The following is a 20,071-nucleotide window of genomic DNA, read 5'->3' as shown; positions in this document are numbered from 1 at the left end:
TATTGATCTGTGAACATCACCTCTTATATTTGTTTAACTTTATCTCTCATAAAATGTAATTAACTCTTTAATGATTTCTTCTTTATTATGATCTAGTACAACCTGGTATTGTGGTTTAGTGAACAATTTCTGAATTTCATCAGGGAACTCCTGCTCAATGTCACATTGTTCGATTGCTTCATTGAATTTAGCAGGATGTGCCGTAGCAAAAGAAATACATATCTCATCATCTCCACTACACGCTTCATATGCAGCAACACCACAAGCTGTATGCGGATCTAGTAAATAATCATATTCTGCCTTATATGTGCTGATCAATCGTAGTCCTTCATCATTGCTTGCCCCATAAGCTTCGAAGTCACTCTGAACGCGTGCCAAATCTTCGCCACGCATCACGATCTCTCCATCATCCTGTAGCTTCTTCATGTACGATGATACTTTCTGCGAGTTTTGATCTAAGAAGTAATAGAGATATCTCTCAAAGTTACTTGCGACTTGAATATCCATAGATGGACTATGCGTACTTCTGAAATTACCAGGTTTATATTCACCCGTCTTCACAAATCGTTCCAGAATATTGTTCTCATTCGTTGCAATAATCAATTTATGAATCGGCAAGCCCATTTTCTTCGCTAGAAAACCTGAGAAGATATTTCCGAAGTTCCCGGAAGGTACGCTCATGTTAATCTTCTTCGGCTGGTCTCCTTGCTCGATTTGAAAATAAGCGTAGAAGTAATAGACGCTCTGAGCCAGTATACGAACGAAGTTAATCGAGTTAATCGCGCGTAGATTATGCTTGCTTTTGAAATCCAGATCCGCAAATTGTTCTTTAATCAGCTTCTGACAATCATCGAAGTTCCCTTTCACGGAAAGGTTCAATACATTCTGATCTTCCACCGTTGTCATTTGTAGTTCTTGTACCTTACTTACCTTCTCATGTGGATGAAGAATACAAATCTTAATTCCTTCTTTACCACGAACCCCTTGAATCGCTGCTGCACCTGTATCTCCCGATGTTGCGCCAAGAATATGAATGATCTTATTGCGTTTCTTGGATACATAGGAATAGAATTCACCCATGAACTGCAAGGCCACGTCCTTGAACGCAAATGTTGGTCCATGGAACAATTCTAGAATGTAAAGTGAATCATTCAATTGCTTCACAGGTGTTACCTCGGAAGTCCGGAAGCTAGCATAGCTCTTGTCTACCATTTCCTTCAGATCCTCTTGCGGAATCTCTTCATTGGTGTACAGTGCAAAGATTCGTAGGAATAATTCCTTATAATTTAAAGTACTCCATTCCTTTAATGTCTCTGCTGACACCTGTGGGATCTCCTGCGGAATCATTAATCCCCCATCATCTGCCAACCCCATAAGTACAGTATCGATGAACCCTTGAGGTTCTACATTCCCTCTTGTGCTTATATATTTCATATGAATCCTCCATTAATATCATTTAGATTAGTTCATGAACAACGTCTAATTCATTATATCTATAATACCTTCCCTTGCAGATATAGCCAATCCCTTATTTTTCAGAAGACCCTTGTATACGACAAATTCCATATCCATTTGTTACTTTCTCTTGCTATCAATCATGTATGATACAAAAGGAAAGCCCTCAATACGCAAGTCTATTCATGATCCCTATAAAAGGAGCCTAGCCCATGATGAAAGCAGCTGTAATTCACAGATATGGTAAGCCTACCGTTTTCAAGATCGAATCCGTACAGGAACCCCTGCCTCAGCCTGATGAGGTACAAATACGAGTTATGGCTTCTTCCGTAAATCCAATCGACTATAAAACACGCTCAGGGAGTATCTTCTTTATGTCAGGCTTTAAGTTCCCACGCATCCTTGGTGCTGATTTCTCAGGTGTGGTGATCGCGTGCGGATCTCAAGTTCAACATGTTAAACCGGGCGATGAAGTCTATGGTTTCTCATCGGCTGCCATAAAGGGTGGTGCATATGCCGAAGTCATGTGCTGTCCCGCTTCAAAAGTAGCTCTAAAACCAAAGCGTCTGAATGATCAGCAAGCCGCTGCCATTCCTTTAGCTGGACTCACTGCTTATCAAGCCCTTCACAGAGAAGCTCATATCTCACCAGGCATGCGCGTGCTTATTACGGGCGCTACCGGTGGTGTGGGGCATTTCGCCGTACAGATGGCTAAAGCCGCAGGATGCCATGTTACAGGTGTCTGCCATTCAAGGAACATTGATCTTGCGACTACCCTTGGATGCGATGAGGTATTACCATATGATCAGTCCGATTTCAAAAACAATCACCAGCATTATGATATAATCTTTGACGCTGTTGCCAAATATAGCTATTGGCGTTGCCGTCGTATTTTAAAAGAGAACGGGACGTATGTCTCCACGATTCCCTCACCCTCTATCATGCTATCGAAGTTTTCTTCTCGCCGACAAAGTCGATTTATATCCGTGCATGCCAATACAGCCGATCTGGAAATCGTGGGACAATTGAGTAACGATGGGTTAGTGAACCCTTTTATCGAGAATATATTCCCTCTATCGGACATTGCCCAAGCACATGTGCTTAGTGAAACCTCCAAAGTACGTGGTAAAATTATTATTCAAGTTCAAGATTAGGAGGTTACCCTTTAATTGATTACGAGAGAACAGCTTGAGAATAAACAAATTTGGTTATATGTAGCATCTCTATTCATTGGGGCTACTGTAGGCTTGATAAGTCCTATTGTGAGTTCCTTTCTGTACTTTACCATTTCACCTATTCTGGCAGTTCTTCTATTTGGAATGTTCGCACAGATTCCCTTTTTTCATTCACGGAAATCTCTGTCAAATGGTAAATTTATCGGTGCATTACTGGTTACAAATTTTATTATTGTACCCATTGTCGTATGGTTGCTTACACAACTGTATCCGCTGACTCCCGCTGTTTCGATTGGAGTATACCTTGTTTTATTGACTCCGTGCATCGATTACATCATTGTGTTCATACAGCTAGGCCGTGGAAATGAGAAGTTAATGTTAGCCGCAACTCCTATTCTATTCGTTGTTCAAATGATATTACTTCCGCTGTATCTATGGCTATTTATAGGTGAGGAAACGATTAATATTATGAAGGTAGGACTGTTTGTAGAGGCTTTCTTAAGCTTGATTGTGTTGCCATTATTATTTGCGGTGTGTACACAATTGTGGACTAGGCGTAGACCTAGAGGACAATCCGCGCTTAATGCAACGGCTTGGTTGCCAGTCCCATTCATGGCACTTACACTGATCGTTGTCGTAGCGTCCCAAATTGAAAAGGTGTATTTCGATTTCAATATCATCCGTGGTGTCATCCCGATCTTTGGCTTTGCCAGATGATTGGGCTCCGATCGCAGCGACCGTTATTGTTACCCAGACGATTGTAGAATTGATCGGAGAAATAATTTACATCCGCCTAATTCCAGGTTTTGTTATGCGGGATCAACACAAGTCTACCCCTGATATTGAACCCGGTTGCCCTTGAGGTCCATCCGATTCTACATTTGGATTTGGAGGTTGGGGAAGAACGATTTCTTTCTCCTTTCTCAATCCCTTTTCTTAGATTTTCCCCTTTCCAAATAGTCTATAATACCTTATTCTAATATAGTGAAAAATAAGACGGAACTTATTTAGGAGTGTATTAAATGTCAAATGTGCATGCGTCACCCATGACCGGTAATTTATTCAGGAACAGATTCTACCAAACCATACTTATCTCAAACTTATTTCTTCAAATTGGAATATGGGTTCGTAACTTTGCCATTTTGATGTTCGTAACCGATCAAACAAACAATGATCCCATAGCCATATCACTTATTTCCGTCGTCGAATTCGCACCCATCTTTGTGTTCTCGTTCATTGGAGGGGCCTTTGCTGACCGTTGGAGACCAAAAAGAACGATGATTTGGTGTGACTTCTTATCCTCTATTTCGGTACTCGCTGTTCTCTTAACTTTACTATATGGTTCATGGGAAATGATCTACTTAGCGACGTTTGTATCCGCAATATTATCTCAATTCTCACAGCCATCTGTGATGAAGTTATTCAAGCAGCATGTCCATCCCGATCAGTTACAGCAAGGCATGGCACTATTCCAATCCCTGATGGCTATCTTTATGATCATGGGACCTGCACTTGGCATATTCTCATATCACCAATTTGGTATTCATATTTCCATTGCCGTTATGGGTGTAGCCTTCCTATTATCAGCAGTAGTGTTATTCCGTCTACCTCCCGATGTAGAGAAGACCGATCACAATGAGCAGTCGTTGAACTTGCGCCAAGAACTAGCTGATGGATTTCGTTATGTATGGCGTAGCCCGATATTGAAGGTACTTGCTGGAGCATTTGCCATCGCCGGGTTCTCCGTGGGGATAATCCAGACATTAGGACTCTTCCTAGTGACGGAACGACTTGGCCAAACAAAGGAATTCCTTCAATTTCTTCTCATGGTGAATGGAATTGCCATGCTGATTGGCGGTGCTAGCGTGATGACATTAGCCAAAAGAGTATCTCCACAAGTTCTACTCGCCTTTGGGATGACGGTCAGTGCTTTATCTGTTGCTGGCATGGGACTCTCAACAAGCGTTCCCTTAACGTTGGTGCTACAATTTATAAATGGTCTGACGATGCCATGTATTCAAATCGGTATCAACACCCTAATTCTACAGTCGACAGAACAATCTTATGTAGGTCGTGTGAATGGTGTGCTCAGTCCAATGTTCATGGGGATGATGGTCATTATGATGTCCTTAGCAGGCTTTATCAAAAGCCATTTCCCACTTGTGGAAATTTACTGTGTATCCGGGCTAATCATGCTAGTTGGTGCTTTAATTCTAATTCCAATATTCAAACATAAACCTGCTGCTTCTTTAGCTACCGTTACACCTGAAACAACATCATAGAACAAAAGAGGGATGTCCATAAAGCCATATTAATACGGCTTTGGACATCCCATTTCATTTACAACTCATTCTTTTGAAGGTCTAAACCCTTCTTCCCATAAATATTCCTTCGCTTCTTGAAGTGTTCCGAACACCATTTCAATTGTAGGACCTGTATAGATATACCAAAGGTCATCGTCACGTGTAAGTGATAACATTTCCTCTTCACGGTTCATCCACATTTCGGCTTCATATTGAGCCGCTTCTTGGTTACTTACTTTACCTGATTGTACATAAAGCTCGACCTTGTCATTTGAGAGGGAGTCAATAGCTGCAATAACCAGTGATGTCAGTTCTTCCGATGTATATTCACGGATATTTACGAACCCTTTCTCATCCGCATCATAACCTTCTAATAGACCGACATAGATGAATCCATTGCCATTAGGATGCATGTGAAGTGCTATCGTTTTTTTATCCGTCTGGCTCTCTTCATAGTGAAAGTTCACTCGTCCAAGTGATACATTCTTACGCTGTAATTCTGGGAAAGATTCTAGAATTTGTAGCTTCTGTTCAAAAGATAACATCACACATCCAACATCCTTTTATATAATCTATAACATATCTCTATATTATAAGTCATTTACACCGGGAACCACAATCTTTACCGTTGTTCCTTCACATAACTTAGACGCTATCGTAATCCCATATTCCTGACCATAGTAGAGTTTCAATCGCTCGTCCACATTATGAATACCTACACCACCTAGTTTGATTACCGACTCACCTTCACCTATCAGACTACTCTTATCCAAGGACGTATCGAACCCAACCCCATCATCTTTCACGATAAAAAGAATATGTCCCTCATCTGTTGTTCTACAGGAAATCTCCAACAAGCCAGGACCATCCTTCTCACGTATACCATGATAGATCGCATTCTCCACTAACGGTTGTAAGATCAGCTTCGGGATAACCAGATCAGATAATTCAAGGTCATACTGAATGTCATATTGCAGTCTCTCACCATAGCGTTCTTTCTGAATAAAGAGGTATTGTGTCACATGGTTTATTTCGTTCTGAATCGATGTGAACTCACTTCCACCACTTAGCGATAATTGAAAGAACCTAGCAAGTGCTTTCGTTGTCGAGATCACTCGTTCGCTATCGTTGAACTCAGCCATCCACACAATCGTATCCAACGTATTGTACAAGAAATGCGGATTGATCTGACTATGCAATACGCTCAACTCGTAGGACCTTAGATTCTGCTCCTTCTTCTCAATATCCGCCATGAGGCGTTTCATCTCCATGACCATCCTATTGAAATGTTGAGCTAGCCCCTGTACCTCCGTCACACCCGTCTCGGGCACACTGACCTCTAATCGGCCTGTCTCCACCTTCTTCATTGCTTGTTCTAGCCGTTGAATCGGTCTTGTCATACTCTTAGCAATCAGCGGAGAGACGATAACAATTAACGTTAACAAGCCTAAGGCCACGATCACAAATGATTTCAGTAATTGGTTACGAATTTGTGCTAGTCCATCTAATGAACTGACGCCCACCAATGTCCAATCTGAATTTCGAAGCTCGGTATGGTGAACAAGGATATTCTGTTTCTTATCGTATCCTTCCTTATCTAGCGTTTGCTGAAGCAATTTATTTATTTTCTTATCATTTCTGAAGTAGGAAGGATCTTTATGATAGACAATCTCATCTTGGCTATTCACAATATAAGCATACCCATTGCTACCCAATTCCAGCTCATTCAGATAGTCTTCAAGCCCTTTATATTGAATGTCCAATAGAACAACACCAAGATTGTTATTGTTCTCATCTTTAATTTCTTGACTCATGGATATGACCCAATTATCTTTATCCATTGAGAATTTCTGCATTCTTGCGGAGGTAAGTGCAGGGTTACTACTATTGACTGCCGCAGCATACCAAGGTTCTTTCATCATATCGGATGAACGCATCATATTTAGTTTTTTCTCATTAGATAGAACATAGCCGTCTTTCCCAATTACCACAACGGATTTAATATAGGAGTCTGACATAAGAACCGTATTAATGAATTGGAGTACGTCTTCTTCACCGGATTTATCCTCAGATGCTAGTGTTCGAATCGTTTGTGGATTATGTGCAAGCATCGTCGTTAATACTTTCAGACGATCTATATACATCTCTACGTACGTGCCACTCTTCGTTATGGCCATCTCCGAGGATTGAATAGAATCCTTTATCACCACTTGCGAAATACCAACATAGAGCACTGTCCCAATAATACCGATCGTCACACAGCTAATCATCATATAAATCCATGAAATTCGAAATTGAAGGGAATGCATAAAGTTCCTCATGACTCTTTGATCCGTTCACGGTATTGGAGCGGCGAGAGTCCGAACCTCTTTTTAAAAGCTGAACTGAAATAATTGGGGTTATCGAAGCCAACAGCTAGTGATATTTCATACATTTTCATGTCTGACATTAGCAATTGAAGCTTTGCACGTTCTAAGCGTGTCGACACCATATAATCTTGAAAAGACACATTAAACAATCTCTTAAACAAAACGCTCATGTAACCCGAACTAAACCCCATATGCTCTGCTAGCATCGTGAGTGAAAAGTCTGGTTCGCCTATATTATCCTCTACCATTTGACTTATAGAGAACTTATAACGATCATCATCACTTGACTGATTCGTATGGATATTCATCTGGTATTCTTTAAGCGCATCGTGCAACATGGTTTGTTGAGATTCACTATTCATCTTTTCCACCAATTTACTCAACACTTCAAAGACATCGTTCTTCGATACAGGCTTAAGCACATAATCATCGATTCCCAATTTCAAAGCCGTCACCGCATAATCATAGTAGTCATAACCCGTGATGACTGCGATTTTGACACTGGGTTTGATCATCTTTATTTTACTGGCGAATTCCAACCCATTCATTCTAGGCATATTAATATCTAACAGCACCACATCAGGTAGATGAATTTCGAAGAGCCGAAGCCCTTCTTCTCCATTGCTTGCTTCAATGATTTCGGTAATGTTCAATTCACTTACAGGTACGAAACGTTTTATCCCATTACGCACCAACTCTTCATCTTCTACAAGCATTAATGTATACATTCACGAAGGGCTCCATTTCTGTATTATTCTACTGCTATAGTAACATAACCGTACCCTTCCTTTACCATATCTGCAAGAGGGATGAATTGAATGGAAGCACTATTGATGCAATATCTTTTGCCACCTTTATCTTGAGGTCCATCATCAAACACATGTCCTAGGTGAATATCACCTGCACGACTTCTCACTTCTGTTCTCACCATGCCATATGCCTTATCTTCATGATAGGTCACAACTTCTTTGATAATCAGCTTCGTGAAGCTAGGCCATCCGCAGGCAGAATCATATTTATCTCGACTTGAGAAAAGAGGTTCTCCTGTAGCTACATCAACATATATACCTGGTTCATATTGATCCCAGTATTCATTGGAGTATGCACGTTCTGTATCCTCATTCACAGCTACTTGATACTGTTCATTGGTTAATTTACTCTTCAGTTCCTTATCGCTTGGCTTAGGATACAGGGTAGCATCAATCTGAATTGCCCCTCCATCTTCCACCGGTACTTCTTGATCATCCAGAATACTTAGATCAATATGACAATAGCCATCCGGATTCTTAATCAAATAATCTTGGTGATATTCCTCAGCTAAGTAATAATTCGTGAGAGGTAATACTTCTGTTACAATCTCGTGATCATAATTCTTTTGTTCTAATGCCACAGCAGCTGTAATTATCGGTAGATCTACATCATCCTTATAATATATACCTGTACGGTATTGATCGCCTATGTCATTGCCTTGTTTATTGAGACTTAATGGATTGATCACTTTGAAGTATTTAGCTATTAGATCTTCTAATGTCACTCGCTTGGGATCATATTTCACTTCCACAGTTTCGACGAATCCACGATCCCCGTCAATGACATCTTGATAGGTTGGGTTCTCACCCTTTCCATTCGCATAGCCGGAAGTCACATCACTGACACCATAGATACGTGACATATACTCCTCTACGCCCCAGAAACATCCGCCAGCCAAATAAATTGTTTTTAACTCCGTATTGGTGTAATCGATCGTTGAGTTGGGATTGTTAGATACCTGCGGTGTATCATTTGCTATACCTTCACCTTGTGCGCTATTCACGGATGAACAAGCTGTCGCAATTAACAAGAGTAATAACAGTGAACCTAACCATGTATATCGTTTCATTCTAGCTCCTCCTATCTATCTGTCCGTATTATTTGACCTCATTCATGACATTTATAATCTTTTCATTCGAACTATGGCCGGGGGCAGTCTTCGCTAATATCCCATCTGAACCAATATAATAACTTGTCGGATATGCTCTAACTCCGAATTGTTTCGCCCATGTTCCATCCTCATCCAATAGTACGGTAACATCTTGATATGCTGATTGTGTCTTGAACCACTTAGTGAAGGCTTCCTGCGATTGCTCTCCATTAAAGTTGGGACTTACTATGCTAATGACTTTGAAATCTACATCTTGAGTAGATAATGTATTGAGTTCTTCAAGCCCCGCAAGACATATCGAGCACCATGACGCCCAGTACTTCACATATACCTTTTCTCCCGCTAAATCTGCTAGTACAACTTCATTGCCATTTAGATCCTTAAGTGCGAACATGGGAGCAAGCTTCCCTTGATTTACTGTTGTTTGTTGCGTCCCCGATGCTTCAGTTGAAGTATTGGCGCTATTCCCACAAGCTGTTATAAGTACAACAATGGAGATAAACAGCGTTAGCATAGTCCATTTCTTTCTTATCATCATTATCGTATACCCCCTATAGTGTGATTACACTGCAAAAAACGTGGTGATCATGTTCAACTTATTGGACATCAGTAACAATCCCATTAGAATCAAGATGATACCTGATATCACTTTTAATGTTCCCATGTATTTATATATCTTTTTCATGCGTTGCAGTAATACATCTGTGAAGAGAGATAGTACGAGAAACGGGATCGCTAATCCTAATGTATAGACTAACATTAACCATCCTCCGAACATCGATGAACCTTCACTCGCTGATATACTTAGAACTGCGGCTAATACTGGCCCAATACATGGCGTCCAACCGAAGCTAAATGTGAACCCAAGAAGGTATGCTCCGATCCATCCTTTCTTGCCTTGCAAGTCTAACTCCATCTTCCTCTCACGTTCCATAAAGAACAGCTTAATAATACCAGTCTGATAAATACCAAATAGAACAACAACAGCACCACACACAATAATAAACCAAGAATTATTAATCACATTGCCTAACGCTCCAGCTCCGAATCCAAGTAGTACAAAGACGGTAGATATCCCTAGAATAAAGAAGATCGTATTCCCTATCAGATGGGGATGAATTATAAGTTTACCAATTGTCTTCGTCTTCGTCTTATTTTCTATATCCGAACCACCTAGAAATGATAAGTAAACTGGTAGCAAAGGTAATATACACGGTGAGAAAAAAGATAATATGCCTGCAATAAACACACTTCCAATGTATACTTGTTCTGTCAACATGCTAGCCACATCCTCTTTATATAAGTTAGTTAAAGTGTAATGCATTTCATGTGGAATGAACATTCGATCTCATGATACCTTTCTATAAAATCATCATATGTAAGAAAAGGAACCCCAGCCGATTGGCTAGGGTTCTTCTTCTTAAGTTTACTATTGTAATATGTGATCTAACGTTTATTGTAACGGCATCCGCGAATGACCTGTTGCGGGTGCGCAAGCATTTAACAGTTGCTGTGCATCGGACTGTGTTAACTCTGCTAACTGATAGTATCCATGTTTGTTCTGATACAAGAATACTTCATAGGCCATCTCAAGGTAGTTCTCAATTTGCGAAGCGATCACTCGACGAATAACAGGATTCGTTGCCTCCGAAGCAGTTACTGTCATATGTGAAGTTGCTGCTTTCAGATTACCTAGCATAAATCCACTAATGTGTTCTTCCTTGATTTCATTAGCGGATTGAGCAGGTGTTTTCGGCTGACCTGGCTTCAGTCCATAGATAATCTGATCGGTTGATTCTTGCATCATATACTTGGCAGTGTCTTGACTTGGTTTATGCCCTGTTGTAAAGCACTCTGCTGTCAGGTTGTACTGTGACAGAATGAAGTTATATTGACGATCTATCATAGATAACAATTCTTGGTCTTGTACCATCGTTTTATACATTACCATTTGATCTAGAACAGCGACCGTACAAGTTAATACGTCATGCACGTCGAGAACTTCCTTACCCGCACGCTGCATATTCTGATTCTGCATACCCATTGGTTGATTATTCGCTTGATTCTGTTGACCTTGATTATGCACTGTAAAACCTCCTCTAATGTATTGGGATGGTTAATCTAACTACAATAGGTTGAGTGTTTCAGCACTTATTTATACATGACAACATTGCGAACAATATGATCACTGGAGGTATAGGCCTTTGTGCAAAGATATTATAATCCTTGTGGGAATAACGCATTAAATGCGGGGCATGGTTCCTTATCTAGATAATCTTGTAGTTGAGGAGGTATTGTTGTATAGATATCTTGTAATGCTGTTCCTGTATAAATATTACCGATAATAACAGGATGACATAATTCAGAGATGAGAATATCACCATTCCCATGAAGATGGAGTTGCGTCTTGCCTTCTATACAATGAGGGAAATAAACACCTGGTTGTTCTTTGAACCCTAGCGCCTCTGCAAAATGATCCATACATGTGAAATATAAAGTGGTATCCTCTTTCTTATGTTCAATCAGCTCATGAACGGCACTCTTCAATGCTTCGCGAGCTGCAATTGCCTTCCAACCCGTATGATTCATAATGATGCTATTCTGAATCTCGTGTGTTCGAACACCTAATTGGTACACATGATCACTGATCTCCATCATATGATACTCGGTTTCACTGAATAATAACGTCTCCAGGACCGTGTCCACAGAAGTTGCTGCGAACATGGATATATTCTCTCTAATCTTTACATACACGCTAGGATGGATGTTGTAATAACGTGAGAATTCTTCTGCCGTCGTGAAATTGAATGAGATGTGGATCGTCGTCAGTTGTGCATCAACCAATTGTTGAATACGATCTGCATTAAGCAGACTACCGTTGGAATTTAACTGCGTCTGAATACCTCTTGATGAACAATAGGCAACCACCTCGACACAGTCTTGGAACTTCAAAGTCACTTCTCCTCCCGATAATCTTACTCGTTTCAATGTGGGAATGCCCTCAAGAATACGAATGATTTCCTTCGCATCCAGACTATTCCCGTCATTTCTCTCATAAGCACAGCAGTAATCACAGCGGAAGTTACAATTAGAGGTTACGCCAATCTCCAATCCTTCTAATGCATATGTATTAGGTTTCTCTAGTTCAAGAGATTTATACTTCATTATTTGATCGCCCCCTGAAGATATTTATCACAATAAGTGATTATATAATGTAATCATCAACACTTGTGTGATGTATCTTATAGCAAGTGCATAGGGGCTGTCCGAGTAGACGCTCCGCGAACGGAACGTTTCTACAATCGCTGTGCTCTCCAAATTTCTAGATTGAACCACGCAGTGGTTGAAATTCGGAGACCAAGGCGACCGCTAACGCTTTTTCGAAGTCGTTCCGTCCGCTGCGCTACTTCATCTTTCCACCAACCATTAACATAAAGAGCGATCTCCTTATACTTCTAAATAAAGTGGACCAGAAACATCAGATAGCAGGCCAAGGGTATACTACCTTGGCCTGCTATCGGGACAAACTTATCTAGAAAAACTTAGATCTTCTCTAATGCTCCTGCGTTGTCTGCAGAACGAAGCTCTGCTTCGATGATCTCCAAAGTATTTACACAGCTTTCTGGCGTACAAATTGTAATCTGTTCTCCACTATTAATAGATTGAATGAAGTGTTTCACTTCACGATAGTATCCTCTATCTTCGATTAACTCAGCCACAAATCCTGGCGCATCACTTGGATTAACCTTAAGTTCATCATTCTCAAACACTAAGTTTCCACCTTCGAAATTGACACGATACGTCATTGCGAAGCCAAAGTCACCTTGAAGCGTCCAGTCAGACATGGCATTCAACACTTTACCATCTGGATAGATATAGTTCGTAGAAACTGCGTCATATCTACTTCCAGAATCATCCTTGCGACCAAGTGCAGATACCTGATCCGGCATACCGAACAACCAGTTAATCATATCTGTGTCATGAAGATGCATATCCATGATGTTACCACCACTCTTACTTCCATCTAGATACCAATCTTCCCAACCTTGCGGGAATCCTGATCCACGGAAGAAATGTCCTGATTTCACTTTGCCGTAGCGTCCATCGACTACACATTCTTTCAAATACTCATATGCTGGCCAGAAGCGTAAACATTGACCGATCATCAATGTTTTGCCATTACGTTTAGCTGTCTCAACCATCTTCCATCCATCTTTAGAATCAAAAGCAACTGGCTTCTCACAGAATACATGTAATCCTTTTTCAAGCATTTTAATGGTTAAGTCCGCATGCAGATAGGTTGGTAGACAAATGTCTACCACGTCCAACTCTTCATTCGCCAACATCGCATCTACATTGTCATATAGGTTATATGGCGTCAAATCGTATTCTGATTTATCTGTAGCAATATTACCTACGATTGCACTCTTTTTAAGCTCGTCAATTCTTATATCACAGATCGCTACCAATTGAACCTGTTCACCCTCAGATGCTAATCTAACATAATTATCAAAGTGCATATGTCCCATAAATCCAAATCCGATTAATCCAACTTTCAACATAATAAAAACCTCCTATTATATATATAATAAATAACTGAATGAACGAATGATTACTTGCGACCCAAGATGGCATCCATGGAGTTGGATGTATTGAATATAATTTGGTTCGAATGATGTGTGTAGGCAGGAATCATCTCGGCCGTTACGTAGTTGTCGTATCCAATAGCTCTAAGCGCATCCATTACTGCTGGATAATTCACATCACCTGCTAGCAAGTCTACAAAACCATGTAGTCCACCAGCATCGCGGCGGTAATCCTTGAAGTGTACCTTCTTAATACGATGGGCTAGTATACGAATCCAGTGTTCTGGATAACCATTGTTTACGGTGTTACCCACATCAAAGTAAGATCCAACGAATTCAGATCCCAAATCATCAATAAACGAACGCATTTCTAGCGGAGATAGAAGGAACTTATTCCAAACGTTCTCGATTGCAATCGATACGCCAGCAGCTTTTGCAAAAGGTACTAATTTGGCAATAGACTCCTGTGCACGGTCGTATGCATGCTCATAATCAACAACTTCACTACCAGGAATAAAGTCTACGCCAACCGCGCCTGGAATGACCAAGATCGCGTCTACGCCAAATGCTTCTGCTAACTCAAGCTGTTTCTTACATACATCGATAGCTTTGGATTGAAGCTCTTTATTTGAACTTGTCATTGGATAATCCCAATACAAACCAGTAGCCAATCCAGCGATTTCAAGTGATGCATCTTCTAGACGATCCTTGATCTCCTTAACTTCCTTATCACCACTAGCAAGACCTAACTCGCCCGTCTCATTCAGTGACAATTCAATACCGTCAAATCCTGCCTCTTTTGCTGTCTTGATACATTCCCCAATCGATAAATCCCCATTGAAAGACCAAATGTTTATTCCCTTTTTCATTATAAAAAACCTCCCCATATAAATTTATATGAATAACATGGTTCCAAATTTGGATGGTATATGATAGTTTATTGCTCTTGTAGGTTGCCATGCCTGATACTCACGAATTCCTTGCACACACTCATCAATTCGATAAAAGTTAACCTTCCATTGCAAACCTATTTGTAGTGGTTTCTTGAAATTGGTTGATGGAATTTGGATGAAATAGACCAATTGATCTGCATCATCTCTTGCGACTGAAGTATGAAGTCCTCTAAATTCCCACGACTTGTCCGAACCAACAATCGATTGGTGACCGTCGTTCTGAATAATAGCGTCAAACACGATATTATTGGGACTTACTTCTAACTCTAAATATTCCTTACCCGTACCATCCTCATCTATGAATACTTCCACAACGTCCTGCTCATATAATGGATCATCTCTCTTCACGTAATCTGACACGACGTGAGCATCCTCGCATACGAAGCGAATAAACAAATGGTCTGTATTCCAACAAGCTTGAACCTTTGTGTCTTCACGAGAAGGCAATCCAGTTGCCGTATCCGTTAACGAGATCACTTGAGCATTACTCCAGTCAAGAGACTCAATAGAGCAATCCGAATTTAAATATTCGGCGCGCTTACATATATAACTATTCTCAACTTGCTTAGCTGTAGTAATTAGCCTTCACCCTCCTTATCTCATTCAGTTATATTGTATACATAACAATAACATGTGATAATACATTTATAATAACCGAGTTATGATCGCATTGCTTTAGCCAATAAGGGTATTATTTGCACAATTCCGTTATTAAATATATTTAATTATCCAAGGAGCATTATTATGGACATGATTAAGGGAATCTACCCCCTTCAGCGACAAGCTAGTTTCAGAGAATGGTCCCCTAATATTCATTATGCACAATTTCAACGAATGCCTACAGGTGTCCTTCCAGAGAGAAGACTCTATAATTTTGAACTTCTCTACTTGGTTCAAGGACAAGCGGCAACAACTATTTACGGTCAGAGGTTTGATATAATTGCCGGACAACTCCTCTTCCTACCTTCTGGTGTATTGCACCAGAATGAAGTCGTATCTACACCAGATGCAAGTTTTCTTGGGATTCACTTTGATTTCTTCGATGAGCTGAATATTGCAACCGAAGCGGATATGATTGTTAATGAAGAGAATATCCATTTGAATAAATTCGCACTGGAACCCTGTTCCGAGAATTTCACATCCCTATCGTCGCAAGTTGTATATACCATTCCACTTGCGTGCATTCAGTTGATGGAGAAACTGGTCCACGAATTTACAATGCGCCCACTCGGATATGAACTCGTGTGCAGAGCTCTGATCCTAAATATTCTAGCTCATCTATTACGCATCTCGCGTTCTATATCATTAACACATACCTCACCGTATGCCAATAAGATTTCTAGAATTATGGGGAAGATCGAATTAAATCCCTCTGGGGATTGGTGTAATCATTCTATTGCAGAAGAACTACAATTAAGTATTGATTATACGGCTAAATTATTTAAGCAAACCGCTGGCATGCCACCCAATGAATTCATTCAATCTATTCGACATCGCGAAGCAAGAAAACTATTACGTGAAACCGATATGACGGTTGAAGAAATTGGCGAACATGTGGGTTATCCCGATATTCATTATTTCAGCCGTTTATTCCGTCGACAAGAAGGTATCCCAGCAAGTGAATATCGCAAGTTATCGCGGATTCTATAAGTTATAACTTTTACCTACTGTTTGGTTACCGCTATAAACAACAAATAGGTCAGCTTCTTTTCGGCTGACCTATTTGTTGTTTATTCATATATCATATCCATTACGATATTAGTATTGATGGTATAAAGAGATCACCTTATATCCTGCCAGTAATTTACTGGCTTCAAATCTGGCGTAATCAGTTCGAATGAGTATCCCTTCTTCTTCAAAGATTCAATGATTTGCGGAAGGACCTTTAGAGTCGCTTTCTGATCATGAAGTAGAATAATTGGGGTTACCTTGCCTTTCTCTAATTGTCTTACTTGATTCATGACGGTTGTATAAATCGAATTACTATCTTCTTGAAACTTCCAATCCATAGAATCAACATTCCAATCCCATAAACGGTAACCATCACCTAACATCTTATCTCTAAAAGCGGTGGTAAAGTATGGCTTACTACCATAAGGCGTGCGTATTAATTTAGGACTAATCCCTGTTATCTTATTGATATATCTCTTATCGGTATCCATCTCGGCTCTAGCTGATGCTGGCGATTGATAGAATTTCGTCTTCATATGTGTAACCCCATGCAAACCTAGACTGTGTCCTTCAGAAGCAGTCCGTTTAACTGCATTAGGATATTTGATTACATTATTCCCCAACATAAAAAATGTAGCTTGGGTATGATGTTCTTTCAATACATCTAGCAATTGGCCTGTGGTTGACGTTGGTCCATCATCGAAAGTTAAATATACGATTTTCCCTTTACTAGCTAAAGGTTTTGTTGGCACTACCACTGTCATTGCCTTAAGTTGCGTTGAGAATTTCGTTATAAATTCTTTGTCACTTAGCGTAGCACGGCTATCTTTGATTCTTAATAGATTCTCCTTAGATTGATACGTCACTTGGTAACCGAAATAACTAGATAACTCACGTAATGGAACCATGAGCTTACCTTGATGAATGAATGTAACCATAGTGACCTTACTTCCATCCGATTGAACAGCTATTTGATCATCCTTATAAAGGATCATCCTTTGATTGTCTCTCACAATCGTCAGAATGGATATTGTTCCTGTCATCTGTGCATCCATAGCTTCCGATAAGTCTCTCAAAGAAGCATAGAATGAATTGTCTTTCATTACCGTATCAACAGAACTTATCTTGTCATTAATACTGAGCTTTAATGAAGTCATATTCGCTGCTTCTACGGTATGTATCACACCTGTTGTCATGAATATTAGTATTAATAATAAGTACGAAGTTCTCTTGATTATCATTGGCCTAACTCCTATCTGACGTTAATCTAGTATTTAATAAACATACTATATCACAAATGATTACTATGTTATTTGAGAGATTGTAACCTTAGGTAAAGGTTCTGTTACCTATTACATACAGCGAAAGCCCCTTGAAGATAAATCATCCTCAAGGGGCTTTCGCTATTCTACTTGGTTAGTAATTCCACAACATTTCAGCTGTCTTTACTACTCAGACTCGTTGTCATGCTTTTTCCGATGATTTGAATTGGCATTTTCTGATTCTTTAGCCGCAGCACGAATCGCACCATAATTTTTCTTTACCTTCTTGGTTTTATCCATCTTGTCCCAACGGGTCCAACCCTTCTTGCCTGTTCCTTTTCCTGTTCCACCCTTAGCTTTACTCATATCATCACTCCAACATTTCTAAGACTCACAATCATTATAACATCAATAGTTTAATTATTTAATCTCACAACAATTTCATTTAAATTCACTATTTGTATTTGCAGTTTGTCGATAGAATTCATAATCGTCTCTATATTATGTTGTTGGTCATTAAGTTCAAGAGACATTTCCTTGATCTCTTTAACCGAAGCATCTACAGTGACACTTATTTCATCTATGGTTACATTTACTTGATCTGTCATCGTGCTCATTTGTTCAGTCGTTGTTGCAGATTCCGTCATTTGCTCAGAAATTGATTCTGAAGCCATCATAATCGTATTGAATATATGTTTCAATTCAACCATATCTTCGACACTTTTCGTTACTTCTTCTGTAGAAGATTCCATAGAACCTAGTGTCCGCATCGTACGTGCCTGTACTGTGTCTATTAATTCAGTAATTTCATTGGCTGAAGTACTCGATTGATTAGCTAGCTTCTTCACTTGTTGTGCTACAACTACGAATCCTCTACCCATTTCCCCAGCTCTTGCAGCTTCTATTGAAGCATTTAGGGATAATAAGTTGGTTTGTTCTGCAATATCTCGAATGACGATTGCCATGTTAGAAATCTCATTTGTCTTTTCAACTAATTCAGTGAAAGATTGATACACTTCTTGGCTCGCATGCGATACGTTACTGATTTGATTCTCTGCCTTGAGAACCGAGTTATTACCTTCAATGATTCTTTGAAGCATGGATTCTGTCGATTCTGCTACCTGACCAGACATTTGAGCAATCCGATCCACGCCTACAGCAACTTCTTCGATAGAGATGGTGTTAACTCTGATCTTCTCGGCCTGTGTCACCGTTTCCTGTTCAATATTGTTAATGTTACCTGTAATTCTCTCACTGGATTGAATGGTCTGATTCACACTCATCTCCAAGGAAGCAACAGACTCATTAATGGCTTCGGTCGACTTACTCAATTCAGCAATTGTATTCTCAATAATACGTTGTTGTAGTTGCTTACCTTCTTCAAGCTCATTCGTTAATCTCCGCTTAGAAATAACTTGTATAATCGTCATCGTAGAAGTCAGTACCAAGAAGACTGCATGCACCAATACCATAAGGAATGGATATTCACTCGCTCCAAATATCAATTCCGGTATAACTAAGAGTCCTGCCACATGCTCTACAACAAAAATCAATGTCATCGTGACTATAATGGATATCTGTTCATAGTATGCGATTAATGCAATCGCCATAAATATCGAAAAGTGAAATTCTACCGCTCCATTACCCGCTACAACAATCGCTATACTTGCAAAAGAACACACAATAGAAACGAGATGGGGAATATACTTGTGTATATGGTTACGCAAGTATATGATCGTCGTGACAATCAATAGAATAACCGGGAGTACTAATAATATGTATTTCAAGACGACATCATCTGAAGCCTGTCCACTATGCATCCCATGCATATCCATCTTTCCTGAAAGCGTAATGAAATAGATGACATAAATTAGTGCCACCATACCTAACGAATTATAAAGCATAAATTTATTCTTTTTTTGTACCATTTATCCCACTCCTAGTTGCTAAAAGTTAACAAAACGATTAACCCGCATCCACTAATTCTCACAATGAAGGCAGGTTAATCTTTCGTTGAATTATTACTGTTTATAGTCTTTACAACAACCATTTCTTATTACACTTCGGCTCACGGAGTGGTCATAACATTAGCCATAGACAACTTTGAAAGCTTCTTCTACTTGAGGTAGAATAACGTCCCATTGTGCATCTGGTTCCTTAGTAACTGTAACGAAATCTCGTATTCCAAATATATTATCAATACCCTCTATAGCAAGTAGAGCACTTGCCAAAGGATGATCTGTTTGAGCGCCACTCTTGAGGGATACACTTCCTGCCCCTTCAAATATCGTTCCGCTCGCATTGATCTTCATTGAATTTGGATTAGGTGTTGGTTGAACATTCATTTGTATTGACATACGATTCACTCCCCTTTTT

The 20,071-nt window shown here is 39.8% G+C and carries 19 protein-coding genes and 1 pseudogene; 4 read left to right on the top strand and 16 right to left on the bottom strand.

All coding sequences use genetic code 11. The annotated features are described in order from the left end of the window. Positions 1-39: 39 nt before the first annotated feature. A complete protein-coding gene (gene thrC / locus ACH8E3_RS12720; protein WP_458633013.1) occupies positions 40-1,434 on the bottom strand; it encodes a threonine synthase in 1,395 nt (464 codons plus the stop codon). Between the two features lie 233 nt (positions 1,435-1,667). Here thrC and ACH8E3_RS12715 point away from each other — a divergent pair, with 233 nt between their 5' ends. The 3 genes and pseudogenes from ACH8E3_RS12715 to ACH8E3_RS12705 all read left to right on the top strand — a co-directional run bounded on the left by ACH8E3_RS12715 (position 1,668) and on the right by ACH8E3_RS12705 (position 4,912). After that, on the top strand, positions 1,668-2,609 hold the full coding sequence (locus ACH8E3_RS12715; protein ID WP_458633012.1) for an NAD(P)-dependent alcohol dehydrogenase: 942 nt from the start codon (positions 1,668-1,670) through the stop codon (positions 2,607-2,609). 15 nt (positions 2,610-2,624) lie between these two features. Further along, positions 2,625-3,492 (top strand): annotated as a pseudogene (locus ACH8E3_RS12710) (arsenic resistance protein). 160 nt (positions 3,493-3,652) lie between these two features. Next, on the top strand, positions 3,653-4,912 hold the full coding sequence (locus ACH8E3_RS12705; RefSeq protein ID WP_458633011.1) for an MFS transporter: 1,260 nt from the start codon (positions 3,653-3,655) through the stop codon (positions 4,910-4,912). Positions 4,913-4,977: 65 nt separating this feature from the next. Here the strand turns inward: ACH8E3_RS12705 and ACH8E3_RS12700 are convergent, their stop codons facing one another. From ACH8E3_RS12700 to ACH8E3_RS12650, 11 genes are all read right to left on the bottom strand, one after another. Continuing rightward, entirely contained in the window at positions 4,978-5,478 is a 501-nt protein-coding gene (locus ACH8E3_RS12700) for a hypothetical protein (RefSeq protein WP_458633037.1), read from the bottom strand. Between the two features lie 45 nt (positions 5,479-5,523). Then, positions 5,524-7,242: a cache domain-containing sensor histidine kinase gene (locus ACH8E3_RS12695; protein WP_458633010.1), complete on the bottom strand. Its 1,719-nt coding sequence runs from the start codon at positions 7,240-7,242 to the stop codon at positions 5,524-5,526. Between the two features lie 8 nt (positions 7,243-7,250). After that, entirely contained in the window at positions 7,251-8,030 is a 780-nt protein-coding gene (locus ACH8E3_RS12690) for a response regulator transcription factor (RefSeq protein WP_458633009.1), read from the bottom strand. Between the two features lie 23 nt (positions 8,031-8,053). Next, complete coding sequence (msrB, locus tag ACH8E3_RS12685; protein ID WP_458633008.1) at positions 8,054-9,181, bottom strand: peptide-methionine (R)-S-oxide reductase MsrB; 1,128 nt, start codon at positions 9,179-9,181, stop codon at positions 8,054-8,056. A 28-nt stretch (positions 9,182-9,209) separates the two neighbouring features. Next, entirely contained in the window at positions 9,210-9,761 is a 552-nt protein-coding gene (locus tag ACH8E3_RS12680; RefSeq protein ID WP_458633007.1) for a redoxin family protein, read from the bottom strand. Positions 9,762-9,785: 24 nt separating this feature from the next. Continuing rightward, positions 9,786-10,502, bottom strand: a complete 717-nt coding sequence (locus ACH8E3_RS12675; protein ID WP_458633006.1) for a cytochrome c biogenesis CcdA family protein — start codon at positions 10,500-10,502, stop codon at positions 9,786-9,788. Positions 10,503-10,676: 174 nt separating this feature from the next. Then, a complete protein-coding gene (locus ACH8E3_RS12670) occupies positions 10,677-11,267 on the bottom strand; it encodes a spore coat protein (protein WP_458633036.1) in 591 nt (196 codons plus the stop codon). Positions 11,268-11,440: 173 nt separating this feature from the next. Beyond that, entirely contained in the window at positions 11,441-12,388 is a 948-nt protein-coding gene (locus ACH8E3_RS12665) for a radical SAM protein (protein WP_458633005.1), read from the bottom strand. A gap of 377 nt (positions 12,389-12,765) precedes the next feature. Continuing rightward, positions 12,766-13,785 (bottom strand): Gfo/Idh/MocA family protein, encoded by a 1,020-nt coding sequence (locus ACH8E3_RS12660; RefSeq protein ID WP_458633004.1) that lies wholly within the window; start codon positions 13,783-13,785, stop codon positions 12,766-12,768. A 50-nt stretch (positions 13,786-13,835) separates the two neighbouring features. Continuing rightward, complete coding sequence (locus ACH8E3_RS12655; RefSeq protein ID WP_458633003.1) at positions 13,836-14,678, bottom strand: sugar phosphate isomerase/epimerase family protein; 843 nt, start codon at positions 14,676-14,678, stop codon at positions 13,836-13,838. A 24-nt stretch (positions 14,679-14,702) separates the two neighbouring features. Beyond that, entirely contained in the window at positions 14,703-15,269 is a 567-nt protein-coding gene (locus ACH8E3_RS12650; RefSeq protein WP_458633035.1) for a carbohydrate-binding family 9-like protein, read from the bottom strand. A 237-nt stretch (positions 15,270-15,506) separates the two neighbouring features. Between ACH8E3_RS12650 and ACH8E3_RS12645 the strand changes: the two genes are divergently transcribed. Further along, complete coding sequence (locus ACH8E3_RS12645) at positions 15,507-16,412, top strand: helix-turn-helix transcriptional regulator (protein WP_458633002.1); 906 nt, start codon at positions 15,507-15,509, stop codon at positions 16,410-16,412. Between the two features lie 131 nt (positions 16,413-16,543). On the opposite strand, the gene ACH8E3_RS12640 is transcribed toward ACH8E3_RS12645, so the two are convergent. From ACH8E3_RS12640 to ACH8E3_RS12625, 4 genes are all read right to left on the bottom strand, one after another. Beyond that, positions 16,544-17,674: a polysaccharide deacetylase gene (locus ACH8E3_RS12640; protein WP_458633001.1), complete on the bottom strand. Its 1,131-nt coding sequence runs from the start codon at positions 17,672-17,674 to the stop codon at positions 16,544-16,546. A 207-nt stretch (positions 17,675-17,881) separates the two neighbouring features. Continuing rightward, a complete protein-coding gene (locus ACH8E3_RS12635) occupies positions 17,882-18,061 on the bottom strand; it encodes a DUF3934 family protein (RefSeq protein ID WP_458633000.1) in 180 nt (59 codons plus the stop codon). Positions 18,062-18,111: 50 nt separating this feature from the next. Continuing rightward, on the bottom strand, positions 18,112-19,623 hold the full coding sequence (locus ACH8E3_RS12630) for a methyl-accepting chemotaxis protein (protein WP_458632999.1): 1,512 nt from the start codon (positions 19,621-19,623) through the stop codon (positions 18,112-18,114). A 159-nt stretch (positions 19,624-19,782) separates the two neighbouring features. After that, entirely contained in the window at positions 19,783-20,052 is a 270-nt protein-coding gene (locus ACH8E3_RS12625; protein WP_458632998.1) for a NifU N-terminal domain-containing protein, read from the bottom strand. Between the last annotated feature and the right edge of the window lie 19 nt (positions 20,053-20,071).

Source organism: Paenibacillus sp. CMAA1364, from assembly GCF_054373195.1.
Note: the sequence above shows the minus strand (reverse complement) of the source record. Positions and strands in the feature narration are given on the sequence as shown.

Excerpts from the sequence above, each read along its gene's own strand:
- thrC (WP_458633013.1), bottom strand. The coding sequence starts at position 1,434 with ATGAAATATATAAGCACAAGAGGGAATGTAGAACCTCAAGGGTTCATC.
- ACH8E3_RS12715 (WP_458633012.1), top strand. The coding sequence starts at position 1,668 with ATGATGAAAGCAGCTGTAATTCACAGATATGGTAAGCCTACCGTTTTC.
- ACH8E3_RS12705 (WP_458633011.1), top strand. The coding sequence starts at position 3,653 with ATGTCAAATGTGCATGCGTCACCCATGACCGGTAATTTATTCAGGAAC.
- ACH8E3_RS12700 (WP_458633037.1), bottom strand. The coding sequence starts at position 5,478 with ATGTTATCTTTTGAACAGAAGCTACAAATTCTAGAATCTTTCCCAGAA.
- ACH8E3_RS12695 (WP_458633010.1), bottom strand. The coding sequence starts at position 7,242 with ATGCATTCCCTTCAATTTCGAATTTCATGGATTTATATGATGATTAGC.
- ACH8E3_RS12690 (WP_458633009.1), bottom strand. The coding sequence starts at position 8,030 with ATGTATACATTAATGCTTGTAGAAGATGAAGAGTTGGTGCGTAATGGG.
- msrB (WP_458633008.1), bottom strand. The coding sequence starts at position 9,181 with ATGAAACGATATACATGGTTAGGTTCACTGTTATTACTCTTGTTAATT.
- ACH8E3_RS12680 (WP_458633007.1), bottom strand. The coding sequence starts at position 9,761 with ATGATGATAAGAAAGAAATGGACTATGCTAACGCTGTTTATCTCCATT.
- ACH8E3_RS12675 (WP_458633006.1), bottom strand. The coding sequence starts at position 10,502 with ATGTTGACAGAACAAGTATACATTGGAAGTGTGTTTATTGCAGGCATA.
- ACH8E3_RS12670 (WP_458633036.1), bottom strand. The coding sequence starts at position 11,267 with ATGGGTATGCAGAATCAGAATATGCAGCGTGCGGGTAAGGAAGTTCTC.
- ACH8E3_RS12665 (WP_458633005.1), bottom strand. The coding sequence starts at position 12,388 with ATGAAGTATAAATCTCTTGAACTAGAGAAACCTAATACATATGCATTA.
- ACH8E3_RS12660 (WP_458633004.1), bottom strand. The coding sequence starts at position 13,785 with ATGTTGAAAGTTGGATTAATCGGATTTGGATTTATGGGACATATGCAC.
- ACH8E3_RS12655 (WP_458633003.1), bottom strand. The coding sequence starts at position 14,678 with ATGAAAAAGGGAATAAACATTTGGTCTTTCAATGGGGATTTATCGATT.
- ACH8E3_RS12645 (WP_458633002.1), top strand. The coding sequence starts at position 15,507 with ATGGACATGATTAAGGGAATCTACCCCCTTCAGCGACAAGCTAGTTTC.
- ACH8E3_RS12640 (WP_458633001.1), bottom strand. The coding sequence starts at position 17,674 with ATGATAATCAAGAGAACTTCGTACTTATTATTAATACTAATATTCATG.
- ACH8E3_RS12635 (WP_458633000.1), bottom strand. The coding sequence starts at position 18,061 with ATGAGTAAAGCTAAGGGTGGAACAGGAAAAGGAACAGGCAAGAAGGGT.
- ACH8E3_RS12630 (WP_458632999.1), bottom strand. The coding sequence starts at position 19,623 with ATGGTACAAAAAAAGAATAAATTTATGCTTTATAATTCGTTAGGTATG.
- ACH8E3_RS12625 (WP_458632998.1), bottom strand. The coding sequence starts at position 20,052 with ATGTCAATACAAATGAATGTTCAACCAACACCTAATCCAAATTCAATG.